This window comes from Acinetobacter sp. TWP2-2-3 (genome assembly GCF_049896445.1).
Taxonomy (GTDB): Bacteria; Pseudomonadota; Gammaproteobacteria; order Pseudomonadales; family Moraxellaceae; genus Acinetobacter.
In genome coordinates, this window is sequence record NZ_JAFCUI010000003.1 from 132,250 (window position 1) to 157,535 (window position 25,286).

At 45.1% G+C, this 25,286-nt stretch carries 23 protein-coding genes; 13 read left to right on the forward strand and 10 right to left on the reverse strand.

Going from position 1 to position 25,286, the window contains the following annotated elements; all coding sequences use genetic code 11:
* Positions 1–38: 38 nt before the first annotated feature.
* Positions 39–1,118 carry a 3-isopropylmalate dehydrogenase gene (gene leuB, locus ACP7AK_RS06055; RefSeq protein ID WP_425879088.1) on the forward strand — a complete coding sequence of 360 codons (1,080 nt, stop codon included), beginning with the start codon at positions 39–41 and terminating at the stop codon, positions 1,116–1,118.
* Between the two features lie 72 nt (positions 1,119–1,190).
* Here leuB and ACP7AK_RS06060 read toward each other — a convergent pair whose 3' ends face one another.
* The 3 genes from ACP7AK_RS06060 to infA all read right to left on the reverse strand — a co-directional run bounded on the left by ACP7AK_RS06060 (position 1,191) and on the right by infA (position 2,458).
* Positions 1,191–1,592: a hypothetical protein gene (locus tag ACP7AK_RS06060; RefSeq protein WP_044111837.1), complete on the reverse strand. Its 402-nt coding sequence runs from the start codon at positions 1,590–1,592 to the stop codon at positions 1,191–1,193.
* 144 nt (positions 1,593–1,736) lie between these two features.
* Positions 1,737–2,117, reverse strand: coding sequence for a hypothetical protein (locus ACP7AK_RS06065; protein ID WP_425879090.1), 381 nt, complete (start codon positions 2,115–2,117; stop codon positions 1,737–1,739).
* 119 nt (positions 2,118–2,236) lie between these two features.
* Positions 2,237–2,458 (reverse strand): translation initiation factor IF-1, encoded by a 222-nt coding sequence (gene infA, locus ACP7AK_RS06070; protein WP_001284370.1) that lies wholly within the window; start codon positions 2,456–2,458, stop codon positions 2,237–2,239.
* Positions 2,459–2,689: 231 nt separating this feature from the next.
* Here infA and ACP7AK_RS06075 point away from each other — a divergent pair, with 231 nt between their 5' ends.
* Entirely contained in the window at positions 2,690–3,697 is a 1,008-nt protein-coding gene (locus tag ACP7AK_RS06075) for an AraC family transcriptional regulator (RefSeq protein WP_005107962.1), read from the forward strand.
* A 91-nt stretch (positions 3,698–3,788) separates the two neighbouring features.
* On the opposite strand, the gene truA is transcribed toward ACP7AK_RS06075, so the two are convergent.
* The 5 genes from truA to asd all read right to left on the reverse strand — a co-directional run bounded on the left by truA (position 3,789) and on the right by asd (position 9,826).
* The gene (truA, locus tag ACP7AK_RS06080) at positions 3,789–4,586 is read right to left on the reverse strand and encodes a tRNA pseudouridine(38-40) synthase TruA (RefSeq protein ID WP_004278489.1); all 798 of its coding nucleotides are present in this window, start codon (positions 4,584–4,586) and stop codon (positions 3,789–3,791) included.
* A gap of 15 nt (positions 4,587–4,601) precedes the next feature.
* Complete coding sequence (locus ACP7AK_RS06085; RefSeq protein ID WP_425879097.1) at positions 4,602–5,570, reverse strand: asparaginase domain-containing protein; 969 nt, start codon at positions 5,568–5,570, stop codon at positions 4,602–4,604.
* 47 nt (positions 5,571–5,617) lie between these two features.
* Entirely contained in the window at positions 5,618–6,934 is a 1,317-nt protein-coding gene (locus ACP7AK_RS06090; RefSeq protein WP_425879099.1) for a fimbrial protein FimV, read from the reverse strand.
* Positions 6,935–7,000: 66 nt separating this feature from the next.
* A complete protein-coding gene (locus ACP7AK_RS06095; protein ID WP_425879101.1) occupies positions 7,001–8,587 on the reverse strand; it encodes a hypothetical protein in 1,587 nt (528 codons plus the stop codon).
* 120 nt (positions 8,588–8,707) lie between these two features.
* A complete protein-coding gene (asd, locus tag ACP7AK_RS06100; RefSeq protein WP_004647391.1) occupies positions 8,708–9,826 on the reverse strand; it encodes an aspartate-semialdehyde dehydrogenase in 1,119 nt (372 codons plus the stop codon).
* A 188-nt stretch (positions 9,827–10,014) separates the two neighbouring features.
* On the opposite strand from asd, the gene ACP7AK_RS06105 reads away from it, so the two are divergent.
* Entirely contained in the window at positions 10,015–11,145 is a 1,131-nt protein-coding gene (locus ACP7AK_RS06105) for an endonuclease/exonuclease/phosphatase family protein (protein WP_005261736.1), read from the forward strand.
* A gap of 323 nt (positions 11,146–11,468) precedes the next feature.
* Here the strand turns inward: ACP7AK_RS06105 and ACP7AK_RS06110 are convergent, their stop codons facing one another.
* Together ACP7AK_RS06110 and ACP7AK_RS06115 are read right to left on the reverse strand one after the other, a co-directional pair.
* The gene (locus tag ACP7AK_RS06110; RefSeq protein WP_005261737.1) at positions 11,469–12,404 is read right to left on the reverse strand and encodes a hypothetical protein; all 936 of its coding nucleotides are present in this window, start codon (positions 12,402–12,404) and stop codon (positions 11,469–11,471) included.
* A 107-nt stretch (positions 12,405–12,511) separates the two neighbouring features.
* Positions 12,512–14,416, reverse strand: coding sequence for an ATP-binding cassette domain-containing protein (locus tag ACP7AK_RS06115; protein ID WP_114541280.1), 1,905 nt, complete (start codon positions 14,414–14,416; stop codon positions 12,512–12,514).
* Positions 14,417–14,449: 33 nt separating this feature from the next.
* Between ACP7AK_RS06115 and ACP7AK_RS06120 the strand changes: the two genes are divergently transcribed.
* From ACP7AK_RS06120 to ACP7AK_RS06165, 10 genes are all read left to right on the forward strand, one after another.
* Positions 14,450–14,695 carry a SlyX family protein gene (locus ACP7AK_RS06120; protein WP_004278477.1) on the forward strand — a complete coding sequence of 82 codons (246 nt, stop codon included), beginning with the start codon at positions 14,450–14,452 and terminating at the stop codon, positions 14,693–14,695.
* Between the two features lie 350 nt (positions 14,696–15,045).
* Positions 15,046–16,050: a hypothetical protein gene (locus tag ACP7AK_RS06125; RefSeq protein ID WP_425879104.1), complete on the forward strand. Its 1,005-nt coding sequence runs from the start codon at positions 15,046–15,048 to the stop codon at positions 16,048–16,050.
* Between the two features lie 70 nt (positions 16,051–16,120).
* Positions 16,121–16,570: a hypothetical protein gene (locus ACP7AK_RS06130; RefSeq protein ID WP_004278475.1), complete on the forward strand. Its 450-nt coding sequence runs from the start codon at positions 16,121–16,123 to the stop codon at positions 16,568–16,570.
* 30 nt (positions 16,571–16,600) lie between these two features.
* A complete protein-coding gene (topA, locus tag ACP7AK_RS06135) occupies positions 16,601–19,243 on the forward strand; it encodes a type I DNA topoisomerase (protein WP_004278474.1) in 2,643 nt (880 codons plus the stop codon).
* A gap of 93 nt (positions 19,244–19,336) precedes the next feature.
* Positions 19,337–20,140, forward strand: a complete 804-nt coding sequence (locus tag ACP7AK_RS06140) for an NYN domain-containing protein (protein ID WP_034439084.1) — start codon at positions 19,337–19,339, stop codon at positions 20,138–20,140.
* Between the two features lie 5 nt (positions 20,141–20,145).
* Positions 20,146–20,901 (forward strand): hypothetical protein, encoded by a 756-nt coding sequence (locus ACP7AK_RS06145; RefSeq protein WP_004647401.1) that lies wholly within the window; start codon positions 20,146–20,148, stop codon positions 20,899–20,901.
* Positions 20,902–20,966: 65 nt separating this feature from the next.
* Positions 20,967–22,097, forward strand: a complete 1,131-nt coding sequence (locus tag ACP7AK_RS06150; RefSeq protein WP_425879107.1) for a glycerate kinase — start codon at positions 20,967–20,969, stop codon at positions 22,095–22,097.
* 160 nt (positions 22,098–22,257) lie between these two features.
* Complete coding sequence (locus ACP7AK_RS06155; protein WP_336754563.1) at positions 22,258–24,246, forward strand: ATP-dependent helicase; 1,989 nt, start codon at positions 22,258–22,260, stop codon at positions 24,244–24,246.
* 83 nt (positions 24,247–24,329) lie between these two features.
* Positions 24,330–24,581, forward strand: coding sequence for an RNA recognition motif domain-containing protein (locus ACP7AK_RS06160; RefSeq protein WP_004729489.1), 252 nt, complete (start codon positions 24,330–24,332; stop codon positions 24,579–24,581).
* Positions 24,582–24,775: 194 nt separating this feature from the next.
* On the forward strand, positions 24,776–25,279 hold the full coding sequence (locus ACP7AK_RS06165) for a DUF6586 family protein (RefSeq protein ID WP_004278463.1): 504 nt from the start codon (positions 24,776–24,778) through the stop codon (positions 25,277–25,279).
* The last annotated feature ends 7 nt before the right edge of the window (positions 25,280–25,286 follow it).

Consider the following 25,286-nt stretch of genomic DNA (forward strand, 5'->3'; position numbering starts at 1 on the left):
TGTCAGGTCTGAATCTGACGTTTTAAACGGAAAATCTCATGTCTAAACAAATTTTGATTTTAGCTGGTGACGGCATCGGTCCTGAAATTGTCAAAGCGGCAGAGCAGGTGCTGACTCGTGTAAATGAAAAATTTAATCTTGATTTGACGTGGGAGCAGGGTTTACTCGGTGGTGCGGCCATTGATGCTCACGGTTCACCATATCCAGACGTAACGTCTGAGCAGGCTAAAAAAGCCGATGCGATTCTACTCGGTGCCGTGGGTGGTCCAAAATGGGATACGATTGAGCGTTCAATCCGTCCAGAACGTGGTTTATTGAAATTGCGTAGCGAACTGAACCTGTTTGCTAACTTGCGCCCAGCGATTCTTTATCCGCAACTGGCTGATGCTTCAAGCTTAAAACCTGAAATCGTGGCGGGTCTGGATATTCTGATTGTGCGTGAATTAACGGGTGGTATTTACTTCGGTCAGCCACGTGGTATCCGTGAACTGGAAAATGGTGAGAAGCAAGGCTACAACACCGACGTTTATTCAGAGTCTGAGATCAAGCGTATCGCTAAAGTCGCTTTTGAAATGGCCAACTTGCGCGGTGGTAAAGTGTGTTCAGTGGATAAAGCCAACGTGCTTGAAGTAACTGAGCTGTGGAAACAGACAGTGACTGCGCTGAAAGATGCCGAATATCCTGAAATTAATTTATCGCACATGTATGTCGACAATGCCGCAATGCAGCTGGTACGTGCACCGAAGCAGTTTGACGTGATTGTCACCTCGAACCTGTTCGGTGACATCCTGTCTGATGAAGCAGCGATGTTGACCGGTTCAATCGGCATGTTGCCATCGGCATCTCTGGATGAAAATGGCAAAGGCATGTATGAGCCTTGTCATGGTTCTGCACCAGATATCGCCGGTCAAAACCTGGCAAATCCATTGGCGACCATTCTTTCAGTGGCGATGATGCTGCGTTATACTTTCCGTGAAGAAACCGCTGCTAAAGCCATTGAAGATGCAGTAGGCCAAGTCTTGGATCAAGGCTTGCGTACGGCGGATATCATGTCTGAAGGCATGCAAAAAGTCGGTACGGTTGAAATGGGTCAAGCAGTCGTTGCTGCATTGAACTAAGCCTGCTTCGATTCAAAAAAACGCAGCCTTGAGCTGCGTTTTTTATGATGGAAATTTCGAAGCTTAAACGGCTTAACAGGTTCGGCCTGTGGTGCGTACCGCGGTCGCAATATTATCTTTGAGTAAGAAGGTGATTTTACATTGTAATTTGACGTCGTAGCCGCCGGCAGGGCTTACTGACACGGGAATAGGTACAGTGCCTGTCCCTGTGGCAGGAAACTGCGCTACAGGCAAAGGAATGCTAATGGGGCGTTGTACTACATAGCTTAATTGCTTGGCGCTGCGTTCAGGCCCACTGATCTGCTGATAACCTAAACGTTTTAGATCCAGAGTTTGATCGATCAGTTGGCTGCTTTGCCCAATGAACTGTTGTAAATAGGCATCACGCTGTGCAGCAGTCGTTGAGGAGGTGGTGCTGCATGCACTAAGCAAACTCAATGCTGTACAGCATACTAAAATCAGTGTGAACTTCATGAGCTGTCCTCACACCAAATAAAATGAGTGTAAGCGCATTCCATGCAAAAATACTGTTGTGATTTGATACACGGTAGAAGTTTAGCGTATTGAGATTGATCCCTGATTTAATCCGATCCAGGCTTTGAACTCGATGAGTACAGCTTAACAAGCTCTACCGGTAAAGCGAATCGCCTGAATAATTTCATCTTTCAAGTCAAACCAGATTTGGCATTTCATCTCAATGTTATAACCACCATTTGAGGGCATCGGCATCGGTGCACCGATCGAGATACTTTGACTGATATTCGGCGTGCCCATCGGAATATTCATATCCCGAAAAATAGTGTAGCTGAGAAATTCTGTGGTTTGAATCGGTTGCTGGGAGGTCTTGAATCCCATGGCACGAAGATCCAGCTGGCTACGAACCTGTGCGGCAGTTTGACCCACATAAGGTTGTAGAGACTGATGCAGATACTGATTGCCGCCGGTAGAGCACGCAACGAGAAACAAGCTGGAAAGTAGGGACAAGCATTTCATATTCATTGTTTTTAATTCAATGAATAGTCGTGAATTTATAGACCTGTGTCAAATTATTTTACTGATTGATAAATAATTCAAGTAATAAAAAAGCCACTAAAAGTGGCTTTTGCTTGCGCTAAAACTTAGCGTGCACGATATGTGATACGACCTTTAGTCAAATCATAAGGTGTCATTTCAACCTTCACACTGTCGCCCGTTAAAATACGGATATAGTGTTTACGCATTTTACCAGAGATGTGGGCAATCACTTCGTGACCGTTCTCTAAACGTACACGGAACATAGTATTAGGAAGCGTCTCGGTGACAACGCCTTCGAACTCGATGAGTTCCTCTTTATTGGCCATAGCCTACCTGAATGAATAAATTGGAAAGGCGCAAATTATAGTCAATTTTTTTGCAAAATACAAGACGAAACGGGCGTTAGACTGATCATCTGCCAGTAAAATAGGCGAACTGTCACGATAATTTTTTTAACTAAAAAGACACCTGTTTCTGTTGTCAGTTTGGTCAATCACAGTTAATCTAAAATTAATCTTTTTAAGTATAAATGAAGTACATACAAGGAAGGCTTTTGAGTGAGTCAGCTAACGGATGCATCAGTCGTATTGCGTTTAGGCTATCAGGCGATTCGTCGTGCGGGGTTGCCAACAGAAGAACTTTTGACCAAAGCAGGAGTGGCTTTAAATCAGGTGGAAGCCAATGACCGTACCCCGCTGAGTGCCCAATATGCCTTTTGGGTGGCGGCAGAGGAAGTCAGCAAGGACCCGGACATTGGATTGCATCTGGGTGAGCACCTGCCACTTTATCGTGGTCAGGTCATTGAACACCTGTTTGTTTCATCTGAAAATTTTGGTGAGGGACTGAAACGTGCTTTGGCTTATCAGCGCCTGATCAGCGATGCCTTTGCTGCCAAATTAGTGATTGAAGATGATCGCTGCTATTTAACCAATGGTGAACAGCCTTTTGCTGAGAGTCTGGTCAATCGTCATTTTACTGAATGTGCTATGTCAGGTGTACTGCGTTTCTTTAAATTTATTACCGAAGGGCGTTTTGAGCCGATTTATATCGATTTTAATTTTTATAAAGGGGCACCTGATGATGAATACTTCCGGGTTTATGAGTGTCCGGTCAGTCTAGGTCAGAAAGAAACTCGTTTGTATTTCGATCCGACTATCCTGGAATATCCGCTGTGGCAGGCTGAACCTGAGCTGTTGCAGCTGCATGAGCAACTGGCCATTGAAAAGCTACAGGAACTGGCAAGATATGATCTGGTCGGTGAAGTACGTCGTGCAATCGGCTCTACTTTGGAGAGTGGCGAAACCACGCTAGAAACTGTGGCAGCCCAGCTGAACATCACGCCACGCCGTTTGAGAACACAACTGAGTGAGGCACATACCAGCTTTCAGCAGATTCTCTCGGATTATCGCTGTCGTCTGGCCAAGCGTTTGCTGGCGAGTACCAATGAGAGCGTCGAGAGGATTGTCTATCTGACCGGTTTTTCCGAGCCAAGTACCTTCTATCGTGCCTTTAAACGCTGGACCAATGAAACGCCAGTGGAATATCGGAAGCGGAAGCAGCGTTAAAAATCCCTCCTAACCTCTCTTTAAAAAAGGGAGGAATTCCCCTCCTTTTAGGAGGGGTTAGGGGAGGTAAATATTCTAAAAAATTTAAAAACTATTCCGGCATATTCAGCCAGTGCGGACCTAAGGGTAATTCAGGTAATTCAAACTGCGCCGGATAATCAGCATGAATAAAATACAAACCATCTGCTGGCGCAGTCACACCAGCAGCTTTACGGTCTTCTGCCGCGAAAATATTATCAATATGATCGGCAGCATACATGCCCTGACCAATTTCCAATAAACATCCCATGATATTGCGCACCATATGGTGCAGAAAGCCATCGGCCTGAATATCCAGTACCAGATACTGACCATGCTGAATCAAGCGGCAATGGCTGACATGACGAACGGGCTGATTGGACTGACAGGCTGCGGCGCGGAAGCTTTCAAAGTTATGCGTGCCTTCAAACTTTTTCGCGGCGTATATCATCTGTTCAACATCAAGCGGTGCATAGACATGGGTGACCTGTTTATGCAGCAATGCCGGGCGCACAGGGTGGTTATAGACCACATATCGGTAGCGGCGCGCCTGTGCCTTAAAACGGGCATGGAAGCTGTGATCCATCTCTTTGATCCACTGGATCGAGATGTCTTTAGGGAGTTGGCTATTGCAGCCCATCAGCCAGCCACGTTCAGAACGCACGGCATCCGTATCAAAATGTGCCACCATATTGGTGGCATGGACACCCGCATCCGTACGACCAGCACCATGCAGGCTAATCGGTTGATCGGCAACTTTGCTCAGAACCTTCTCAATGGTTTCCTGTACGCTTGCAACTCCCGGCTGTTGAGTCTGCCATCCTCGATAATGCATCCCACAAAACTCAATTCCCACCGCAAAACGCTGCATAATGACCTCAAAACCTTATTGATCGTACCAATGACGATGCCATTGCTCTACAGTGTCGTATTGTAAATACATTTTCAGGGCTTTTGCATACAGATCCGCATGTCCATAACTTTCATTCAGCAAAATTTTGCAGTGATTCACCCATTCGGCAATGGCATAGCGCTGATCCGTCGCACCAAAAGGCACTTGGGTGGTTAAGACGGAAATACAGCCCTGCTCATACAATTGATCAATGAGCGCAATCATGGTGTCATTGACCGCCAGGTTGCCAGTGCCAAAACCTTGCAAAAATAGAAAATGCGGTGGTCGAGCCAAGAGGTTGTTCAAGTTATTCAGCTGCTGAGCCAGATCAATCGGCTGCATCATGATGCTCATGCAGTTGAATTCAGCCGCTTTCGCAATATCTTCTACCTTGACCTGATAACACGGTTGATGGGTCTGGATTGCGATATTGGCCTCAAGACCTGCAAAGGCATTTAACTCGGTAGTATGCTGTTTCAGTGCAGTTTGCGCATGTAGCAGCTGATGATGGAATGCCAGATAGACTCCAGCGCTACATTCGCTGACGGAATCTAGTGCAAATTTCAGGTTATCTAGGGCATCACTAAATTCACGCTGTTCATTGCCTTGAGCATTCAGCAACGGATATTGGCTACCGGTCAGCACCACATGCGCCGAGTTTCCAATAAAATGTGCCAGTACTGCACTGGCATAACTCAGCGTATCTGTACCGTGAATAATCACAAAATGCTGGATTTGCCGCGATTGCAATTGCTGAATAAACTGTACCAGTTGCAACCAGTCGGTTGCTGTGCAGGCACTACTGTCCTTAATGGCGGGTGCATGATGGCATTCGACGAAATACTGCTCTGCAAGTATCTGTTCGAGCTTTGGAATAAATAAATCAGCAGGCATCGGTGCAAGAGGATCTCCCACGCAGCCGAATGTGCCACCCATATAAATTAATGCAATATTTTTTATCATAAAAAAAGCAGCCAATTATTGACTGCTTTAGTGTAAATCGAAATGCATCAAGATGCGATTTGATTCAGTAATTGCTCTGCGCGTTGCTGTTGTTCAGGAGTATATTCAGCTTCTCGCTCGGCAATGATTTCACGGGCAGCGGCGTAGGCACCGAGTTGAATATATTGCTGGGCAAGATCAAGATTGAGACTTGCTTCATTAACATCCAGTAATTCGGGGAAAGATTGCACGAGTGGATCATGCTGGTCTACGGCTGCCTGAGCTGGCGTAGCAGGAAGATCGAAACTCATCACTGTTGCAGCAGGCGCTTCTGGCGTGGTTTCCAAATGATCTAATTTGAAATCCATGCCTGATAGATTGGTTTGTGCAACCGGATCTGCCACAGGTGCTGCAGCTGTTAAGCTGGACAGATCGAACTCAGTTGCAGGCACCGCAGTTTTTTCAGCTGCTGGTACAGGTGTGTCAAGTGAGAATGAAAAATCTAGAGGCTTGATTTCCTCAGTCACAGTTGGTGCTGTTTCTACTGGAGCAGATTGTTCCAAATCCAGTTTAAAGTCTAAGACAGGTGCCGTTTCTGTTACTGCTGTAGTTTGAATATCTGTAGATGTACTCTGAAATTCAAAATTTACAGAAGGAGCAGCAGGTATAGGAGCCTCTTCAGCTTTTGGTGTTTCTACTGGGGTAGTCTTTGGTTCAAAATTAAATTCAAGTGGTTGAATATCTGCTACAGGTTCTGCAATAGGGGCCGGCTTGCTTGATTGAAAGTCCTGCTGCAATTGTTCAAATGCTAGTTCATTTGAAGGAGCCGGTGCAACCAGATCGGCAAAAGCATCTGAAGTTGAAGTAGCTTCCTGCGCAGAAGAAGTTTTAGGCTGGGCACTTGGGAAATCAATGGTATCTTGTACAGCAGATGAAGATTGTTCGAATTCACGCTGTTTTGCTTCAGCTTGCGCCAGAATCTCATCTAAATGCAAAGAACGGATATGGTTGAGCAGCTGTGAAATTGCAAACTCATCTTTTTGTAAGATATGAATATCCAATAACAGCAGATAGAGTTCATGCTGGGAATTATCCCGATTCAGTGCCTGGTTAATCTGTGCTTCGGCCGCAAAAAAATTACGCTCTTGAATCAGGCCTTCAATTTTCTTGCGTGTGTCTGCTGATAATGGCGTTGCTGATTTTTTTGTGACCCCGACTGGCTCCACCACTTTGGTTCTTTGTGGGGCAGCTTTTGAAGCAGAGCCAGTTTTTTTCGCTTTTACCGTTTTAGTTTTTGCTTTATCTGATTCTTGAGCATCTTGTCGTTTTTTAAAGACAATTAATACGATGATCAATATCACTAATGGAATCACATAAATCAGCATGTTTTACCCCTTGGGGATAGAGTAGTTTAAATTCGCCTATCCCAATAAATCGTCATGTGTAACTTTTTAATTAATTGGCTTCTTATCTGCTTGTTGGGCTTTGAGCTGTTGTTGTAGCTGGGCCAGACGCGCATTTAATAACTGAATTCTGTGATCCTTCTGATTGAGTGCCAATTCTAATTCAGTCACGTTTCTCTGTAATTTAACGGTTTTTTCTCGGGCTGTCATAACTTTTAATGACAATTCCTTTGATGTTTGATTGCGTTCTGTGTTCTGGTTTGCAGAAACTTGCCCAGAATCGTGCTGGTTCTCAGCCACCAGGCTCATTTCTGCCTGATTCAAACGGTATTTTGTTTTGCCAGCAGGCTTAGAAGGTCGCTCGGTTTGCTTTGCTGCAGTGACTTTAATGGGCGCAGGTGCAGGATGAGTCGTATTTAAGTTCAATGCAGCACCCTTGCGTAGACGATCGGCATTTCCTCCGATAAAGGCATGCTCATTGTGTTTTTTGATTTGCTGCATGACTTCGTTGACCGGGCGCTGCTGCTGTTCGGCAATTCGTGAAGCAATCCCCCACAGTGACTCATTGGATTGAACGACATAAGTAGGTTGAGTCTGATTCGGAGCTGCTTTGATTGGTGAAGCTTTTGCAGTCACTGGAGCTGGAGTTTTCACCGGATTGGATGATCCAGTTGATTTTCTGGCTTGTTCCTCAGCAAATTTTTTCACCAATGGATCACTGGAGGCGGTTTGATGATCAGAACGGGACTCTACAGCTTTCTGCACATCTGCTTTATTTGATGCTGATGCGCTTTGATTTGCTGGCATCGTACTAGCTGGTTTGTTTGTAGTCGAAGCTGCTGCAGGAGCAGGCGATGCAAGAGTTGCTTGTGAGGTCTTTACTGAATCTGAAAGCGCCGCTGCAGTTTTATCTGGGGCTTGAGTATCGGGTGCAGTTACAGCCTCGCTTTTCAGTACAGGCGCAATCGCTTGAGCCTGAATCGCTGGACTTGATGTCATTACAGCTGGCACAAATGCAGTTTTAGGAATAGAAGTGTTCGATAATGTTGGTGGTGCTGTACGTTGCAATGCCAACGGCTTTTCTAGAGCCGGTGGCTTATTTAAGGCTGTGGAAGCTGTTGTACTGTAATGACTACTTACGGGTAAGTTGAGTGCAATATCTTTTTCACTGACGACGACAACTGGTGCAAGCGGGCGTTCATTCTGTTTGAGACTGGCTTTTAATAAATCGGTTTTAGCTTGTAAGGGCGTACGAATATGTTGCAGCCGTGCGGCATTGCCTTCCTTGATTTTGACAATAATATTCAGCTCGCGCTCTGTCATTGGTCGAGAAGAAGTAATAGTAATGACCCCGGTGCCATTATTGCTACGCCGAGTAAAAAAGTTTAGATGACCAGGCGGCTGATGCGATGCACCAATTGACATTAAATCTTCAGGTGAAGCCAGACTGACTTCAATCGGCAAATTGATATTAGACTGCCGAAAAGTCATTTCTGCATAGAGTAATTCCCCAGGGGCAGACTGAATCTGAACCGGATCTACATTAATCGCATAAATGTTTTGTGAAGCGACAATGGCTAAAATGGCAAGCTTTAATTTGTTATATACAGTCATCTTAATCGTGAGCTCAGTCATTATCGCATAGCGAAAATTATAGATTAACGGGATGTTTGTTTTTTGTAAAATACTTACGCAATAGTTACATAAAAAAGCCGATCAATAAAGATCGGCTTTTGGCTTTATATCCAAAGGATATTAGGCATTTTTATAATCAATCAGAATACGCAGCATACGGCGTAACGGCTCGGCCGCACCCCAAAGCAACTGGTCACCTACAGTGAACGCACCCAGATATTCTTTACCCATATTCAGCTTGCGCAGACGGCCGACTGGAACGCTTAAAGTACCTGTTACAGCAACAGGCGTCAGATCAGTCATGGATGCTTCACGAGTATTTGGAACCACTTTAGACCAGTCATTGGCACGTGCAATGATGTCTTCGATTTCATCCAAAGGTACATCTTTTTTCAATTTCAGGGTTAATGCCTGAGAGTGACAACGCATGGCACCAATACGCACGCAGTGACCATCAATTGGCACGATCTGCTGGTTGCCCAGAATCTTGTTGGTTTCAACCTGACCTTTCCATTCTTCTTTCGACTGGCCGCTTTCCAGTTGCTTGTCGATATAAGGAATGAGTGAACCAGCCAAAGGAACGCCAAAGTTTGCAGACGGGAAGCCTTCACCACGTTGTAATTCAGCAATTCTAGAGTCGATATCCAGAATTGGAGAACGCGGATCATCTAGCAACTCTTTGGTATTGTTATATAAATAACCCATACCATTGATCAGTTCACGCATGTTTTGCGCGCCCGCACCAGAAGCGGCCTGATACGTCATTGACGTTGCCCATTCCACCAGATTGTTCTGGAACAGACCGCCCAAGCCCATCAGCATCAAGGAAACCGTACAGTTACCACCGACAAAAGTCTTGGTGCCTTTAACCAAACCATCTTTGATCACGTGCATGTTCACCGGATCAAGTACGATGATGGCTTCATCATCCATACGTAAGGTTGATGCTGCATCAATCCAGTAACCGTTCCAGCCTTCAGCTTTCAGTTTCGGGAAAACTTCAGAAGTATAGTCGCCACCTTGACAGGTAATAATGACATCCATTTGCTTCAGACTGTTAATGTCTGATGCATCCATAAGTGCTGGGGCGGTCTTACCGCCAAATGCCGGCGCTTCACCGCCTGCATTACTGGTAGAGAAATAGAATGGCTCAAAATGAGCAAAATCATTCTCTTCAACCATACGTTGCATAAGGACGGAACCAACCATCCCGCGCCAACCGACCAGACCTACTTTCATGTCACTTTGCCTCGGTGCGTTAAAAAATCAAAAGGGATTCGAGTGTACCAAAAAGGGACTCAACTGCAAGAGCTACACAATCAAAACATCAATATTCTTGAGAGAAATATCTGCTTTATGATACATACAAAATTGATAACGTCATTTTTCTTTTAGAAAAAATAATAACTTAATTAAGAGCGCAGTTTATGATATGGGTTATCCAAATTCTGGCAATCATTGTCATTTGGTTAAGTTTTTGGTCACTGATACCACGCGATGAATGGTGGATTCGGGGTGCGGATTTTCCACGCTTACAAATTCTGGTATTGGGCTTTATCGCCTTTATTCTTTTTCTCCTGGTTGATCATCCCTGGAACTGGTTGAATCAGCTGCTTTTTATCGGTCTGATGGCAGCTTTGGCCTATCAGTTGAAAATGGTATTGCCCTATACCTTTATCTGGAAAAAACAGGTCAAGCAGGTCAAGCATGATCAGCTGGATCCGCAACGTCAGATTTCCCTGGTCGTTTCCAATGTACTTACTACCAATACCAAATATCATTTACTGATCGAGCAGATCCAGATTCATCAGCCAGATCTGGTTTTGACTCTGGAAACCGATCAAAACTGGCAAAATGCACTCTCGGTGATTGAAGCTGATTATCCTTATCGCGTGCCTGTGCCTTTGGATAATCTGTATGGCATGCATCTATATAGCAAGCTCGAACTGAGTGAAACTGAGGTTAAATTTATTCTGAGTGATGAAATTCCCTCCATTCATACCACGGTGATTTTACGCTCAGGACAACCGGTACAGCTCTACTGTCTGCATCCCAAACCACCCAGTCCGACCGAGGCCAAGGATTCTACCTTGCGTGATGCTGAACTGCTGATTGTCGGTGATCAGATTAAAGATCTGGATGAAAGCTGTATCGTCATGGGCGATCTGAATGACGTGGCCTGGTCACGTACCACACGCCTGTTTCAACGCATTAGTGGGCTGCTGGATCCGCGGGTAGGACGTCATTATGTGAATACTTTTCACGCAGATTATCCTTTTTTCCGCTGGTCGCTGGATCACGTCTTTCATAGTACCGATTTTGCCTTGGTACACATGGAGCGTTTACCGCATGTAGGTTCTGACCATTTTCCGGTCTTTCTGGTTTTACAAACCGGTCGGGTATTCGAGCATATTCAGGAAGAATTAGAACAAACTGATAAAGATGAGCAGGAAGCACAAAAAGCCATTGAAGAGGGCATTCAGAAAGCAGAGAAAGAGGAAAAAATAGTCACTGATGAAGTTGCCCTGGCTTATAAAGAAGGGGGCAAAATCTCATAGGTTTTTAGAAGAAAAGTGTACGATATTGCTTACAACAGTTTACGCTTCTTGCGAATGGGCAGGGGTTGGGAATCTGGGTATTCTAGGTTTATCAGCACAGGGAGTCGAGAAAGGATATTCTCATAAGGAAGACGAAGCTGAATGAAAACATCATGGATATGATGCTGAAAGGGAAATCACAAAAAAGCAGAACGAATTATAATATGTGAAAGCACAACCTCATTAACCCGAGTTTTACAGGATGTAGAGCTCGGGTTAAATTATTTCAATTACTTAAACATGATTTTAAGCTATAGCCCTTCAAATTCCGTGATCAAATCGATTTAGTAAATTGATTTATAACCTTCAGGGCGAGTCTTAAAACGGCGGTGGAACCACATATATTGGGTCGGTGCGATGCGCAACTGCTGCTCAATCACCCGGTTCACGCGAGTGGCATCTTCAACTTCATTCTCACTAGGGAAGTTTTCCAGTGCCGGTTCAATGAGCACATGGTAGCGCGGATTGTTAATATCGCCATGACGGTAGAAATATAAAGGAATTGCAGCCGCTTTGGTCATTTTCAGTAAACGGCGATGTGCGGTTACAGTCGCCGCAGGCACGCCAAAAAAAGGTGCCATCACGCCTTGTTTTAAACCATAATCCTGATCCGGACTGTACCAGATCGCATGGCCATTTTTCAGGTTACGTACCAGACCGCGCATATCATCATGGTCAATCTGATTGGCATAAATTGTGGCGCGACAACGGTAAATCAGCATGTCCAAAAGTGGATTATTCTGCGGACGATAGACTACATCCGGTTCAAAATATTGTGCGCAAAGATAACCACCCGCATCGAGCAAAGTTGAATGCGTGCCTAATAACAGCATGCCTTGGCCTGCGGCTTGTGCCTTCTGAATATGTTCCAAGCCTTCAATACTGACGCGGCCCTGAAACCATTTCGGACTGTACCAGGCATTCAGCGTCTCAAACACCCCCAGCATTTGATCGATAAATACCTGACGGGCATTGTCCTGTACCTGCTTTTCAGACCATTCGGGAAAGCAGACTTCCAGATTACGCAGCGTGGTTTCACGGCGTGATTTCAAGTATTTAAAAGAAAGGTGGCCCAGCAGGGACGCCAGACGATGCTGAATGGCCCAAGGTAAGATCGCCAGAATCATCAGGAAAATAATGCCTAGCCATTTGCCCCAATATTGAGGTAACAGGAATGACCATTGAAATTCACCGGGTTGATATGCAGGCTGAGTACTCATAAAACAATTTAGGGCCAAAAGATTAAATGCAGTCTAACAGAGAAGATTATTGAAATAAAAAAGCATCTGTACGAATACAGATGCTTTAGTAAAAGCTCGGGGAATATTTAGCCGTTACTTAGGTTGTCCAGTTCTTCCCAACGCTCTAATTTTTCCAGTAACAGCTCATCAATTTCGGATAAACGGTTAGAAAGTTTCAATGCTTTATCGGAATCAGTCACAAATAAAGAGCCATCAGCCAGTTGTGCGTTGATCTCGGCCTGCTCTTTTTCCAGTGCTTCCATTTCAGCAGGAAGTTGCTCGAGTGCACGCTGGTCCTTGTAGCTAAGCTTAACTTTTTTGGCAGCGACCGGTGCCGCCTCGGCTTCTGCTTTGGCTATGGCTTTTTTCACGGCACTTTTTTGGTCAACCACGGTTTGATCCGGACGTTGTTCAAGATAATCCTGATAACCGCCAACATATTCGTCAATATTGCCCTTACCATCAAAGACCCAAGTGGATGTTACCACGTTGTCCATAAAGGCACGGTCATGCGAGATCAACAGCAGGGTGCCTTTGTAGCCACCCAGCATCTCTTCCAGTAACTCTAAAGTCACCATATCCAGGTCGTTGGTTGGCTCATCCATCACAATCAGGTTCGATGGTTTCAGCAACAGTTTCGCTAGCAGGATACGGTTGCGCTCACCACCTGACAAAGCTTTGACTGGTGTACGGGCACGTTCTGGCGAAAACAGGAAATCTTGTAAATAACTATAGATATGACGACGGTTACCATTCACATCCACGTGGTCAGAACCTTCTGAGACGTTATCTTTAACAGATTTTTCCAGATCCAGCGCATTACGGAGCTGGTCGAAATAGGCCACTTCTAACTGCGTACCGGTCTTCACCGTACCGCCATGTTCTAGCTCGCCCAGAATGGCTTTAATGAGGGTAGTTTTACCGACACCGTTATCACCGACCAGACCGATACGGTCGCCACGGAGGACAAGTGCAGAGAAGTTGTTGATGATCGGTGCATTGTCACCGAATTTCACACTCAGGTTCTCAATTTCAAACACCAGTTTGCCGGAACGGTTGGCATCCTGAGTCGCCATCGTCACTTTACCTTGTTGCGAACGACGTGCTCTAGATTCTTCACGTAATGCTTTTAGGGCACGGACACGACCTTCGTTACGGGTACGACGGGCTTTAATCCCTTGACGGATCCAGACTTCTTCCTCAGCCAGCTTTTTATCGAACAGCGCATTTTGCTTTTCTTCAGCTTCCATTTGCTGGGCTTTCAGGTCTAGATAACGTGAATAGTTACCTTCATAACTACGCAGTTGACCACGATCCAGTTCAACAATACGGGTAGCAATGCTATCGACAAAGGCACGGTCATGCGAAATGAACAATAGGGTCAAATTATTTTGATCGAGCAGGAATTTTTCCAGCCATTCGATACTTTCAACGTCTAAATGGTTCGTCGGTTCGTCCAGTAACAGCACATCGGGTTGGGTAAGTAAAGCACGTGCCAGTAGTACACGACGTTTACGACCACCAGACAAATCGGCAAGATCTGCATCCGGGTCCAGGCCCATTTTGCTTAAAATCGAATTGACCTTGGTTTCCAGGGCCCAGCCATCCAGCTGATCCATTTTGTGTTGCAGGTTGCCCATACGATCACAGGCGTCCATGTCACCTAGTACACAAGCTTCACTGGCAGCATGATAAGCACGCAGAACTTCTGACGCTTCACCAGCGCCATCTGCCACGATATCAGCCACTTTACCTGAATCCATCGGTACATCTTGCGCCAGCATGGAAATAGTAATGCCGTTTTGTAATGAAACTTCGCCGTTGTCAGGCAGTAAACTTCCTTCAATCAGCTTAAGTAAGGTAGACTTACCCTCACCATTACGGCCAATCAAACACACTCGTTCGCCGCGTTCCAAGTTAAAATTCGCGCCGTCGAGCAGGGCGGGTCCACCAAACGCAAGTTGGACATCCCTAAGGGTAATATAGGCCATAATGTTTCCTGAAATCCCCAATGAGGACTTTAAATGACTAAACAACAAAATCTAAATGATCAGGCGTCATTTTCCGCACCCATTGAAGATTTGCAAGTGCGAATTGCATTTTTAGACGATTTAGTTGAACAGTTGAATGATCAGGTGGCCAAACAGACCCTGGAAATTGCTGATCTGAAAAAGCAAATGACGCTGTTATATCAACGTGTTGAGTCTTCAGATCTGTCTGAAGGCATTGCAGAATTTGATCCGGTTGCAGATCGCCCACCGCATTATTAATTTGCAACCAATGATTTAATCAACAACAACCCTTAGCTGATCTAAGGGTTTTTTATTGAAAAATAAAAATGAGCCGATCGATAAGATGTTAAAAAGAGAAATATTATTTTTTTGAATGGGCTTTTAAATTGCCTTAAACACGCATATAAAAGTAATCAAGTGCCAAAGAAATTTTCCTGCTGAAAACAAATATTCGGGCTTATAAACAGATTTCTTTCAGGCATTTCATAAAATGCAGTTTGACCCTCTGCCGAAACAGGCCTGCACCCATTCAGTCGTAAAATTATTTGACCTTTCACTCACTTCCTACTCTAATACCCGCTCTCAGGTACATTCCGGAATTGCGTCCCATGCACCCAAAAGTTGTTCTACTCGACCTCGAAAATAATTTCCCCACAGCCAAGTTAATGCGTGAGATTGTGGCGCATTATTCGACTTTATATCTGTTTAGCTGTGCTGGAAAATTTGAATTCTCCTTAGAGGATTTAACCGAGCTTGCCGGCTGGGTTAGCAGTGGTCAGGTGGTGGTACTGGACACGCCTGAATCGCCACAAAAAGAATATGAATATGCGGTCATTGTCGGTCAGCTTATGGCGCTACTGGAGCCGGAAACCGAGGTTGAATTGATCTCGGCGATGGACAGCTGCGAGATGTTGCAGCAGATGCTGCAAGCTTCTGATATTCCGTGTCACCTAATTCAGATTCAGCCTGATGAGACAAACATTCCAACCGATCAACCTAAAAATCATCTTCCGAGTCTGGATACCATCAAGAACACACCTGCCTTGCAACTGGTGAAAAAATACTGTGATGCGTTAGGGAAAATGAGCGGCAAACCGAATACGGTGGAAACCCTAAAAAACTCAGTGGCGAATATTCTGCAAGTGATGCCAGTGAAAGCTCAGCATGTGGTCGGCATGTTGATTAACCTGAAAATTGTCAAACGCTATGATGAGCAGATCAGTTTCCGTAAAAAAGTCCTGAAACAATGGCTGCAACTCAATCTGGATGAACAAAGCCCGGTTAAAAATCCTAAACTGGATCAGGTTATTTCCCAAATGAAGGTAGATGAAGCTCCAGTTGAATCTGAAATACTCAAGTCACCAATCCAGTCGGCACAGCAAGACCTGTTCAAGAACTTTGGCCGGATCGATCCGGTACAACTGGAAGTGGCGCGTAAACTGCGTGAATTGCAGGGCGATAAACCCAAAGACATTTATGAGCTGCGTGATTTACTGGAACAGTTATTTCCAAAATCGGACATTCGCTTGCTGCTGAAGGAGTTGATCGAGAAAGGTTATATTTACTGGAATGGTCACGAAATTTTATATAGTCATGAAATGTTCCTGAATTAATTTTATCGTGCAAACTTGCGTTTTATATTGTGCTTATGCAACTCTAATAATAGAACATAAAGGTTGAACTATGGAAAACACTGGAATCTGGGTGACGGTGGTCATCATCATTTTCGTCATAGGGTCGATTTTCGGGTTACGTGTAAGTCCCCGAGAAAAAGCCTTGGGGCTGATGCGTGATAAAGCCCGTAAAATGGGTTTGCATCCACGTCTGGTGGTGGCACCGGACTGGACCAAAATCCCGAAGGCGACTGAAAGTCGTGCCAGTATGGTCGCGTACTACAGTGTGCTGATGCCAGATGCACGTTTGCCCTTGATGCGCGCCCGTGTTGTCGATAATAAACTCGAAATCGTGCAGGGTGATGAGAAATTTAAAGATTTTCCCATTGCATTAAAAGGCATTTATGCTATTGATATGCAGGCCAACTGTGTCGGCGTGTATTGGGATGAAGAAGCTGATTTAAGAGCGACCCAACTCGACGACATCAAAGCGCTGTTACACGCTTTGGCTGAACTTTAATTTAGAAATAAACAGGATTAACGGTTAATTATGGCGAACGCTCCTCGGTCCACATCAAAAAGCAGCACAGCGAAGTCTCCCGACGCTGGAAGCAAGCGTGCCCTAGTGATTGTGGAGTCGCCTGCAAAAGCGAAAACAATCAATAAGTACCTTGGTCCGAACTACATCGTAAAATCATCGGTGGGTCATGTGCGTGACTTACCGACTGGCGGCTCTGCAAAATCGACAGAGAAAAAACCAGCGACACGTACCAAACTGACGGATGCAGAAAAAGCTGAAAAATCACAGAATGCGTTGATTAACCGCATGGGTGTCGATCCGGAACATGACTGGAAAGCCAAATACGAAGTCCTTCCTGGCAAAGAACATGTGGTTGCCGAACTGAAAAAACTGGCATCGCAAGTCGATGAAGTCTATCTGGCAACGGATATGGACAGGGAAGGAGAGGCGATTGCCTGGCATTTAAAAGAAGTCATCGGTGGTGATGATTCGCGTTATCAGCGTGTGGTCTTCAACGAAATTACCAAAAACGCGATTCAGGATGCCTTTAAGCATCCGTCACGTCTGGATACCAATAAAGTCAATGCACAGCAGGCACGCCGTTTCCTGGATCGTGTCGTGGGCTTTATGATTTCGCCATTGCTTTGGGAAAAGATTGCCCGTGGTCTGTCGGCCGGTCGTGTACAGTCGGTTGCAGTGAAGCTGGTGGTCGAGCGTGAACGTGAAATTCGTGCCTTCATTCCTGAAGAATACTGGCAGGTGTTTGCCGATACCAAATCGAAAAAAGATGATATTCGTCTCGAAGCGGTCAAGCAAAATGGCAAGACGCTCAAGCTGCGCAACAAAGCCGAAACTGATGCCTTATTAAACCTGATCAAAGATGCGGATTATACGGTTTCTGCACGTGAAGATAAGCCAACCAAGGTTAATCCAAGTGCGCCGTATATTACGTCAACGCTACAACAGGCAGCCAGTACCCGTCTCGGTTTTTCTGTGAAGAAAACCATGATGCTGGCGCAGCGTCTGTATGAAGCCGGCTTCATTACCTATATGCGTACCGACTCGACCTTCTTGAGTGATGATGCGGTGAATATGGTGCGTGGTCATATCGAATCCGAGTTTGGCGAGAAGTATTTGCCTGCCAAGCCGAACCGTTATGGCAATAAAGCCGGTGCGCAAGAAGCGCATGAGGCGATTCGTCCATCTATGGTTGGCTTAAAAGGCGACAGTCTGGTGGGTGTTGAGCGTGATGCACAGCGTCTGTATGACCTGATCTGGCGCCAGTTTGTTGCTTGTCAGATGACTCCGGCAGAATATCTGTCTTCTACCATTTTGGTGGATGCCAATGGCGTAGAACTGAAAGCCAAAGGCCGTACCTTGGTCTTTGATGGCTTTACCCGCGTGCGTGGTGCCAATAAAGCCGATGACGATATTTTATTGCCTGCGGTCAAAGTCGGTGAAGTGCTTAAACTTGAGAAACTTGATCCATCTCAACATTTCACCAAGCCACCGGCACGTTTTACTGAAGCCTCACTGGTGAAAGAACTCGAGAAAAAAGGCATTGGCCGTCCATCGACCTATGCTGCGATTATCTCGACCATTCAGGATCGTGGTTATGTGAAACTGGATAACCGTCGTCTCTATGCCGAGAAGATGGGTGAGATCGTTACCGATCGTCTGGATGAAAATTTTAGTAATCTGATGAACTATGCCTTTACCGCAGATCTTGAAGGTCAGCTGGATAAAGTAGCAGATGGTGAGCGTAACTGGAAAGAGTTATTAGACAGCTTCTACGGCGATTTTAAGCAACGTTTGACTACGGCGCAGGGTGAGAACGGTATGCGCCGCAATCAGCCTGTAGAAGTGGATGCAGTACACTGTAAAGAATGTGACCGTCCAATGCAGATTCGTACCGGAACCACAGGCGTATTCTTGGGTTGTTCAGGCTATAACCTACCGCCGAAAGAGCGTTGTAAAGGAACCTTGAACCTGACACCAGTTGAGTCTCTGGCTGCATTATCTGATGATGAGGCTGCGGAAACTGCTGACCTGATGTCGAAGAAGCGTTGTCCGATCTGTGAAACTGCCATGGACAGCTATGTGATTGATGGCGGCCGTAAACTGCATATCTGTGGGAATAACCCGGACTGTAGTGGTTTTGAACTTGAAGAAGGTGAGTTCAAAATTAAAGGCTATGATGGCCCGAGTATCCCATGCGACAAGTGTGATGGTGAAATGCAGCTGAAGACGGGTCGTTTTGGTCCGTATTTTGCCTGTACCAGCTGTGACAATACCCGTAAAGTCTTAAAGAGCGGTCAGCCTGCGCCTCCACGTGTGGATCCGATCAAGATGGAGCATTTACGTTCTGCCAAGCATGACGATTTCTTTGTACTGCGTGACGGTGCAGCCGGTTTATTCCTGGCGGCAAGCAAGTTCCCGAAAGTGCGTGAAACCCGTGCACCGAAAGTGGCCGAGATTCGTTCTGTTGCCGACCAGCTTGATCCAAAGTATCAGTTTATCTTGCAGGCACCTGATGTGGACCCGGAAGGGAATCCAACTCTGGTAAAATTTAGCCGTAAGAACCAGTCACAATATATTGGTTCGGAAACTGCAGAAGGCAAGCAAACCAAATGGTCTCTGGTTTATCAGGACGGAAAATGGGTTGAAGCCTAAACTCTAAGATTCAAAAAAATGCTGACGAAAGTCGGCATTTTTTATGTCAGAATCATGTATATAAAAAATTAAAAATAATATCTTGGGGTGGATGTGGATATTCAGACAAAAAAGTTCGCTGTATTAATCGATGCGGATAATTCTTCTATCAACGCGATTTCATCGGTATTGGAGGAAGTTGCGAAATATGGAATTGCCAGTGTCAAACGTGTGTATGGGGACTGGAGCAGCGAAACGTTAAAGAAATGGCGAGATGTACTCCTTCCTCATGCCATCACTCCGGTACAACAATTCGCTTATACCAAGGGTAAAGATGCGACGGATATGATCCTGATCATTGATGCTATGGATTTACTTTATGCAGGTGCATTAGATGGATTTTGTATCGTATCCAGCGATAGCGATTTCACGCCCTTAGCTTCACGTATTCGTGAAAATGGTCTAACAGTGTATGGCTTTGGCAAAAAAGCTACGCCTGAAGCATTTAAGAAAGCCTGTGACAAGTTCATTTATATCGAAAACTTACTTGTAGATAGTGAAATTAAAAATAATGAGGATGGTGAAGAAACAGGATCAATAGATAAAAAAGTTTCGGAGATTATCAAGACTAATGGACAAAAAACTATATCTGCGCAAAAGGAAATTCAGTTACCTGAAGGGATGGATCGAGCTACGCTTAACTTAATTTATAAAGCTGTAAAAGATAATGCCGATGATAATGGATGGGCGAATTTAGGGATGGTCGGGCAGTATATCAGTGCAGTAAAGCCTGATTTTGACTCTCGTAACTATGGTAGAGCCAAATTGTCAGGATTAATAAAAACTTTAAATTTATTTGAAACAAAAATAGAAATGAGTCAGATGTATTTAAGAAAAATGAAAAAGCAGAGTGTGTAATCGATATGTGGAAAAAGATTCGGATTCTGATTTTATTAATCATCTTATTGATTGTCGCGGTCAATGCCTATCGTGATCAAAACCAGAACTGGTCAAAGCCGATTATTGTGTTGCTGCATCCGATTAATGCCGATGGATTACCGACCACACAGCAATATATCCAGCAACTGTCAGCTCAGGACCTGAATGGAGCACGGGAATATCTGGAAAAAGCAGCTCAGCAGTATCGTGGACAGCCGACTTATTTTTATTTTAATTTAGGCCGTGAGCTTCAAGTTCTACCACCCAAAGTCCCTGAGCAAGACTCGCTCATCGATACGGTTTTATGGAGTTTAAAATTCCGGTTCTATGCCTGGAAACAGCGACAGAGTTCAGACCCTTCAGCTAATGTGACTTTATTTTTAAATTACTATGATCCTGTGCAGACCAAGCAATTGAAACATTCCACTGCTTTGCAAAAAGGCCGGATTGGTTCGATAAATCTATTTGCATCCAAACAACAAACTGAACAGAATAAAATTGTATTGGTGCATGAATTGCTGCATGCCTTTGGCGCTTCGGATAAATATGATTTAGCGACAGGTCAACCGATTTATCCGCTGGGTTATGCATTTCCAGATCAGCAACCCTTATTTCCGCAAACCAAGGCGGAGCTGATGGCAGGACATATTCCACTGTCTCAAACCACCAGTAAAATGCCAGAATCTTTAAATCAAACCTTGATTAATGAGATAACTGCAATTGAACTGGGCTGGAAATAAAGACTTGTGGATAGTGCTGGATTTATCCACAATTTAGACTTCATTTGTGGATAAAAGATCACACCATGCCGCTCACCTTTGTGCTTGCTCCTGACTCGTTTAAAGAAAGCATGTCTGCTGCGCAGGCTTGTCAGGCCATGCAACGCGGTATTCAGAACGTCATTCCGGATGCCAATATTATTCATGTGCCAATGGCTGATGGCGGTGAAGGCACGGTCGATGCACTGATTTCAAGCTTGAAGGGGGAAAGTATTGCATGTGAAGTGACCGGACCACTGCCTGAGCAACGTATTCAGACCTATTGGGGTTTGATTGATGCAGGTCAAACTGCTGTGATTGAAATGGCCAAGGCTAATGGCATTCATTTATTGAAGCCTTCACAGCGTAATCCGATGCTCACTTCGACCTATGGTACAGGAGAAATGATCAAACAGGCATTGGACTTGAGTGTGAAAAAAATCATCATTGGGCTCGGTGGCAGTATTACCAATGATGCAGGTGCTGGTATGGCGCAAGCACTGGGTGTGCGGTTTCTAAATTATAAGAGTGAGTCAATTCAGGTCTGTGGTGGAAACTTAGATCTGGTCAAATCAATGGATTTATCCGAACTTGATCCACGTTTAGCAGATACTGAAATAATCATTGCATCGGATGTCAACAATCCACTGTGTGGACCAAATGGTGCATCGATAATCTTTGGACCACAAAAAGGTGCAACGCCTGAAATGGTCAAGCAGTTGGATCAAAACCTCTGTCATTTCGCCGATGTAGTCGCTGGGCAGATTGGCCATGATCATCGTCATGTTGCAGGTGCGGGCGCTGCCGGTGGATTGGGTTTTGGTTTAATGGCATTCACTGCTGCTTCCATTCGATCAGGTGTAGAGCTGATGATTGAACAGGTTCAACTCAACGAGAAAATAGCGCAAGCAGATCATGTGTTTACCGGGGAAGGTAAAATTGATTTTCAAACCAAATTTGGCAAAACGCCATTTGGTGTGGCGCAGGTTGCAAAACACTTCAATAAACCGGTGATTGCTTTTGCGGGTCTAGTCGGTGAAGGGATTGAGGATTTGTTTGAGTCAGGATTTAGCCAGATTGTTGGGATTAATCCGCCAGATTGTCCTTTAGAGGAAGCCTTAAATAATGCAGAAATGAACTTGGAGAAAGCTGTCGTTGAGATAGTTAAAATCTTTTGACAGAGTGAAAGTATTTCTCTCTCCTGTAATCCAGCACGCCCTGTCGTTAGCTAATATCAAATCAGGAAATAAAATTGGAGACAGTTTCAGGACAACTGAAAAGACATAATTCTGGAAGCGATCTGTTAAACTACATACATCCACAAAATGATGAGTGAAAATGAGTTTAGCCACCCTGATTGATGAATTAAACCCCCAACAAAAGCAAGCAGCGACCACAGAAGCAAAACACAGTTTGGTGCTGGCCGGGGCAGGTTGTGGCAAAACCAAGACTATCGTGGCACGCGCAGCTTACTTGATTGAGCAGGGTGTGCCTGCCAACCAGATTCAAATTCTGACCTTTACCCGCCGTGCAGCCAGTGAAATTGTGGCGCGTGTCGAACTTGCACTGGGTGAACAAGCCAAGGGACTGCGGGCCTCGACCTTTCATACCTTCTGTATGTATCTGCTGCGCCGTATTCCGAAAGCTTTTGGTCTGGAACAGTTTTCGATTATTGATCGTGATGATCAGTTGATGATGTTTCGTTTGATTCGCGGCCGTGATGACAAGAAAAATCCCAATCATCTGCCGAAGCCTCAGGAATTATGTGATTTGTATTCTTTTGCAAGGAATACCCGGCAAAAGCTCAGTCTGGCGCTGGAAAAACAGATGCCGGAATATCTGGCCTTAAAGGACCAGATTGCCGAAATTATGAAAGAATATGAAGCACGTAAGCAAGCGCGAAGTTTTCTGGATTATGACGATATTCTGGCGGTAGTAGCTACGGCGCTGGCACAGTCCGAAGGTCTGGTCGACTATGTCGCTTCAATCTGTCGGCATATGCTGGTCGATGAAATGCAGGATACCAATCCATTGCAATGGGCTTTGCTGGAGCCACTGAAAGACCGGATCAGCCTGTTCTGTGTCGGTGATGATGCGCAGTCGATTTATGGCTTTCGTGGTGCAGACTTTGAAAATATTCACCATTTCAAAGAACGTGTGCCAGATGCGCAGATTTTTAAATTAGAAAAAAACTACCGCTCGACCCAGGAAATTCTGGATCTGTCCAACTGGCTGCTCGATCAGTCTGAAATCAAATATGACAAACGTCTGGAAGCGTATCGCGGAGAAGGTGTAAAGCCGCGCATGCATATTTTCCCGAATGAGTTTGATGAAGCCAAATGGATCGCGATTGATATTAAAGAGCGTCATTATCTGCAAGGTAGTAAGTGGGGCGAGCATATGGTGCTGGTTCGTTCCAGTTTTGCCGCACGGCATATTGAGGCAGCCTGTATCGCGGCTAATGTGCCGTATCGCTTTATTGGTGGCATGAAGCTGCTGGAAACGGCGCATGTCAAAGATTTGCTCAGCATGCTGCGCGTAGTCGCCAATCCGCTGGATGATATCGCCTGGATGCGTTTCTTGACCCTGTGGAATGGTGTTGGTGATGTGGGTGCCAGTAAGCTATCGCAGCAGTTATTGGCTGAACCGGAAATGGAAGCTATTGCAGATAATTTGGAAAAATTTGGCAAGATACCATTAGAAACCATTCTGATCATGCAGCAGATGAGTGTGCTCAAAGGCGAAGTGCAAGCCTGTGTCGGTCTTGCGATTCAGGCGATTGAATCGCAGTTGGCGGAAAACTATAAAAAGGATTGGCCACGTCGCCAGAGTGATTTTGAACTGGTCAAACAGCTGGCCTCCAAGCATTCGCAGCTGAGTGAGTTTTTAGAGGAATATGTACTGGATCCGGTGTCAATCTCGGAAATTGAACGCCAGTCGGACCATGATGTGGTGACCTTGATTACCATTCACTCGGCCAAAGGCACCGAACAAAATGTTTGTTATGTGGCCAATGTCACGCCAGGCAATTACCCGCATGCACGTGCTCAGGGTGACTTTGATGATGTCGAAGAAGAACGTCGTGTGCTATATGTGGCGTTGACCCGGGCAAAAAATGAATTGATTCTGACCAAACAGAACCTGAATCATTGGGCGCGGGAAACGGTCGATGAGCAGGGGCGTAAAGTCGAAAGCTATTTCCTGAATGATCTCACCCGGCATTTATGCACCACAGAAACCCATTACAAGACCCGGCAGCAAACGGTAAAAAGTGCCTTGATTGAACGCAAGTCGATTAATTTAGATTTTGGGATTGATCTCGATTAAACTATGGCAAAGTTGTTTCATGCAAAAAGTAGAGTAGGCGCGTGCTTTTTGATATTTTTTGCCTATCTTCTTAAGGTTGTAAGATGAAAATTTTAGTTCGTAATTTAGAACGTACGGTCACAGAAGCCGAATTACTGAAACTGTTCCAGGAATATGGCACAGTGGAGACCTGTACTTTGGTGCTTGATGCAGCAACAGGCAAATCAAAAGGTTTTGCTTTTGTAGAAATGCCGCATGGCCGTGAAGCAGTCAAAGCCATTAAAGGCCTGAACACTTTACGCCTACACGGACATGGCATCCGCGTGAAAGCCGCAGAAGACAAGCCTCAGGCTTAAACTCAAAAAAGGAGCACTTGATAGGCTCCTTTTTTTATGGCTACAATTTAGTATCGCCGTACTTAATTAGTGAGTTCAATGCTCTGAATTTCAGTGCTGGATTGATTCAGTCCGAACATCTTTTGATTGCGAAATGCAGGCGAACCTTTTACTTTATAAAAGCCAAAATTTGTTTTAAACCTTAGGAAATCTCGATGACCCGTGTTGCTCGCTATCATGCGGACCGTACCAATCAAAAACTGTATTTTGCCCGTCTATCCTGCCAGCAAGCAGAGCAAACCGAACATGTACAACAGGCTCAGGCACAACGTGAAGCAACTGTGTTTCATTTGCATGGTGCTTTGTTAGCATTTTTACAGGAACTGGTGCGTTACTATCGCCTGAATGATCCTCATCCAACCTTAAAATCGATCGAAGAATTGATGGCGGCCAAAGGCCAAATTTCGCCAGAAGTGGCGGTGCTGCAACATTTATCCAAGAGTGGTTTCATTGCTGAACTGAAACGCGCTTACCGTCTGTGCCAGTATGCGCCCGAACCAAGTACCCCAGAACCTGAAGACGAAACCTCCTCAAATCTCATCATTAAAGTCACACAGTCTCCACAAGCATGGTTACCTGATACTGCTATATTGAGAGAGTGGCATCGTGACCTGACCCAATTAATTGATGGTTTTCGTAATGAGATGATTGAATTTTAATCGGATC

What these genes read in the sequence shown, in the direction of transcription:
- ACP7AK_RS06155 (WP_336754563.1), top strand. Translation starts at nt 22,258, where the DNA reads ATGAGTTTAGCCACCCTGATTGATGAATTAAACCCCCAACAAAAGCAA.
- ACP7AK_RS06095 (WP_425879101.1), bottom strand. Translation starts at nt 8,587, where the DNA reads ATGACTGAGCTCACGATTAAGATGACTGTATATAACAAATTAAAGCTT.
- topA (WP_004278474.1), top strand. Translation starts at nt 16,601, where the DNA reads ATGGCGAACGCTCCTCGGTCCACATCAAAAAGCAGCACAGCGAAGTCT.
- ACP7AK_RS06125 (WP_425879104.1), top strand. Translation starts at nt 15,046, where the DNA reads ATGCACCCAAAAGTTGTTCTACTCGACCTCGAAAATAATTTCCCCACA.
- ACP7AK_RS06165 (WP_004278463.1), top strand. Translation starts at nt 24,776, where the DNA reads ATGACCCGTGTTGCTCGCTATCATGCGGACCGTACCAATCAAAAACTG.
- ACP7AK_RS06145 (WP_004647401.1), top strand. Translation starts at nt 20,146, where the DNA reads ATGTGGAAAAAGATTCGGATTCTGATTTTATTAATCATCTTATTGATT.
- ACP7AK_RS06090 (WP_425879099.1), bottom strand. Translation starts at nt 6,934, where the DNA reads ATGCTGATTTATGTGATTCCATTAGTGATATTGATCATCGTATTAATT.
- ACP7AK_RS06060 (WP_044111837.1), bottom strand. Translation starts at nt 1,592, where the DNA reads ATGAAGTTCACACTGATTTTAGTATGCTGTACAGCATTGAGTTTGCTT.
- ACP7AK_RS06065 (WP_425879090.1), bottom strand. Translation starts at nt 2,117, where the DNA reads ATGAATATGAAATGCTTGTCCCTACTTTCCAGCTTGTTTCTCGTTGCG.
- leuB (WP_425879088.1), top strand. Translation starts at nt 39, where the DNA reads ATGTCTAAACAAATTTTGATTTTAGCTGGTGACGGCATCGGTCCTGAA.
- infA (WP_001284370.1), bottom strand. Translation starts at nt 2,458, where the DNA reads ATGGCCAATAAAGAGGAACTCATCGAGTTCGAAGGCGTTGTCACCGAG.
- truA (WP_004278489.1), bottom strand. Translation starts at nt 4,586, where the DNA reads ATGCAGCGTTTTGCGGTGGGAATTGAGTTTTGTGGGATGCATTATCGA.
- asd (WP_004647391.1), bottom strand. Translation starts at nt 9,826, where the DNA reads ATGAAAGTAGGTCTGGTCGGTTGGCGCGGGATGGTTGGTTCCGTCCTT.
- ACP7AK_RS06160 (WP_004729489.1), top strand. Translation starts at nt 24,330, where the DNA reads ATGAAAATTTTAGTTCGTAATTTAGAACGTACGGTCACAGAAGCCGAA.
- ACP7AK_RS06120 (WP_004278477.1), top strand. Translation starts at nt 14,450, where the DNA reads ATGACTAAACAACAAAATCTAAATGATCAGGCGTCATTTTCCGCACCC.
- ACP7AK_RS06085 (WP_425879097.1), bottom strand. Translation starts at nt 5,570, where the DNA reads ATGATAAAAAATATTGCATTAATTTATATGGGTGGCACATTCGGCTGC.
- ACP7AK_RS06130 (WP_004278475.1), top strand. Translation starts at nt 16,121, where the DNA reads ATGGAAAACACTGGAATCTGGGTGACGGTGGTCATCATCATTTTCGTC.
- ACP7AK_RS06110 (WP_005261737.1), bottom strand. Translation starts at nt 12,404, where the DNA reads ATGAGTACTCAGCCTGCATATCAACCCGGTGAATTTCAATGGTCATTC.
- ACP7AK_RS06115 (WP_114541280.1), bottom strand. Translation starts at nt 14,416, where the DNA reads ATGGCCTATATTACCCTTAGGGATGTCCAACTTGCGTTTGGTGGACCC.
- ACP7AK_RS06150 (WP_425879107.1), top strand. Translation starts at nt 20,967, where the DNA reads ATGCCGCTCACCTTTGTGCTTGCTCCTGACTCGTTTAAAGAAAGCATG.
- ACP7AK_RS06105 (WP_005261736.1), top strand. Translation starts at nt 10,015, where the DNA reads ATGATATGGGTTATCCAAATTCTGGCAATCATTGTCATTTGGTTAAGT.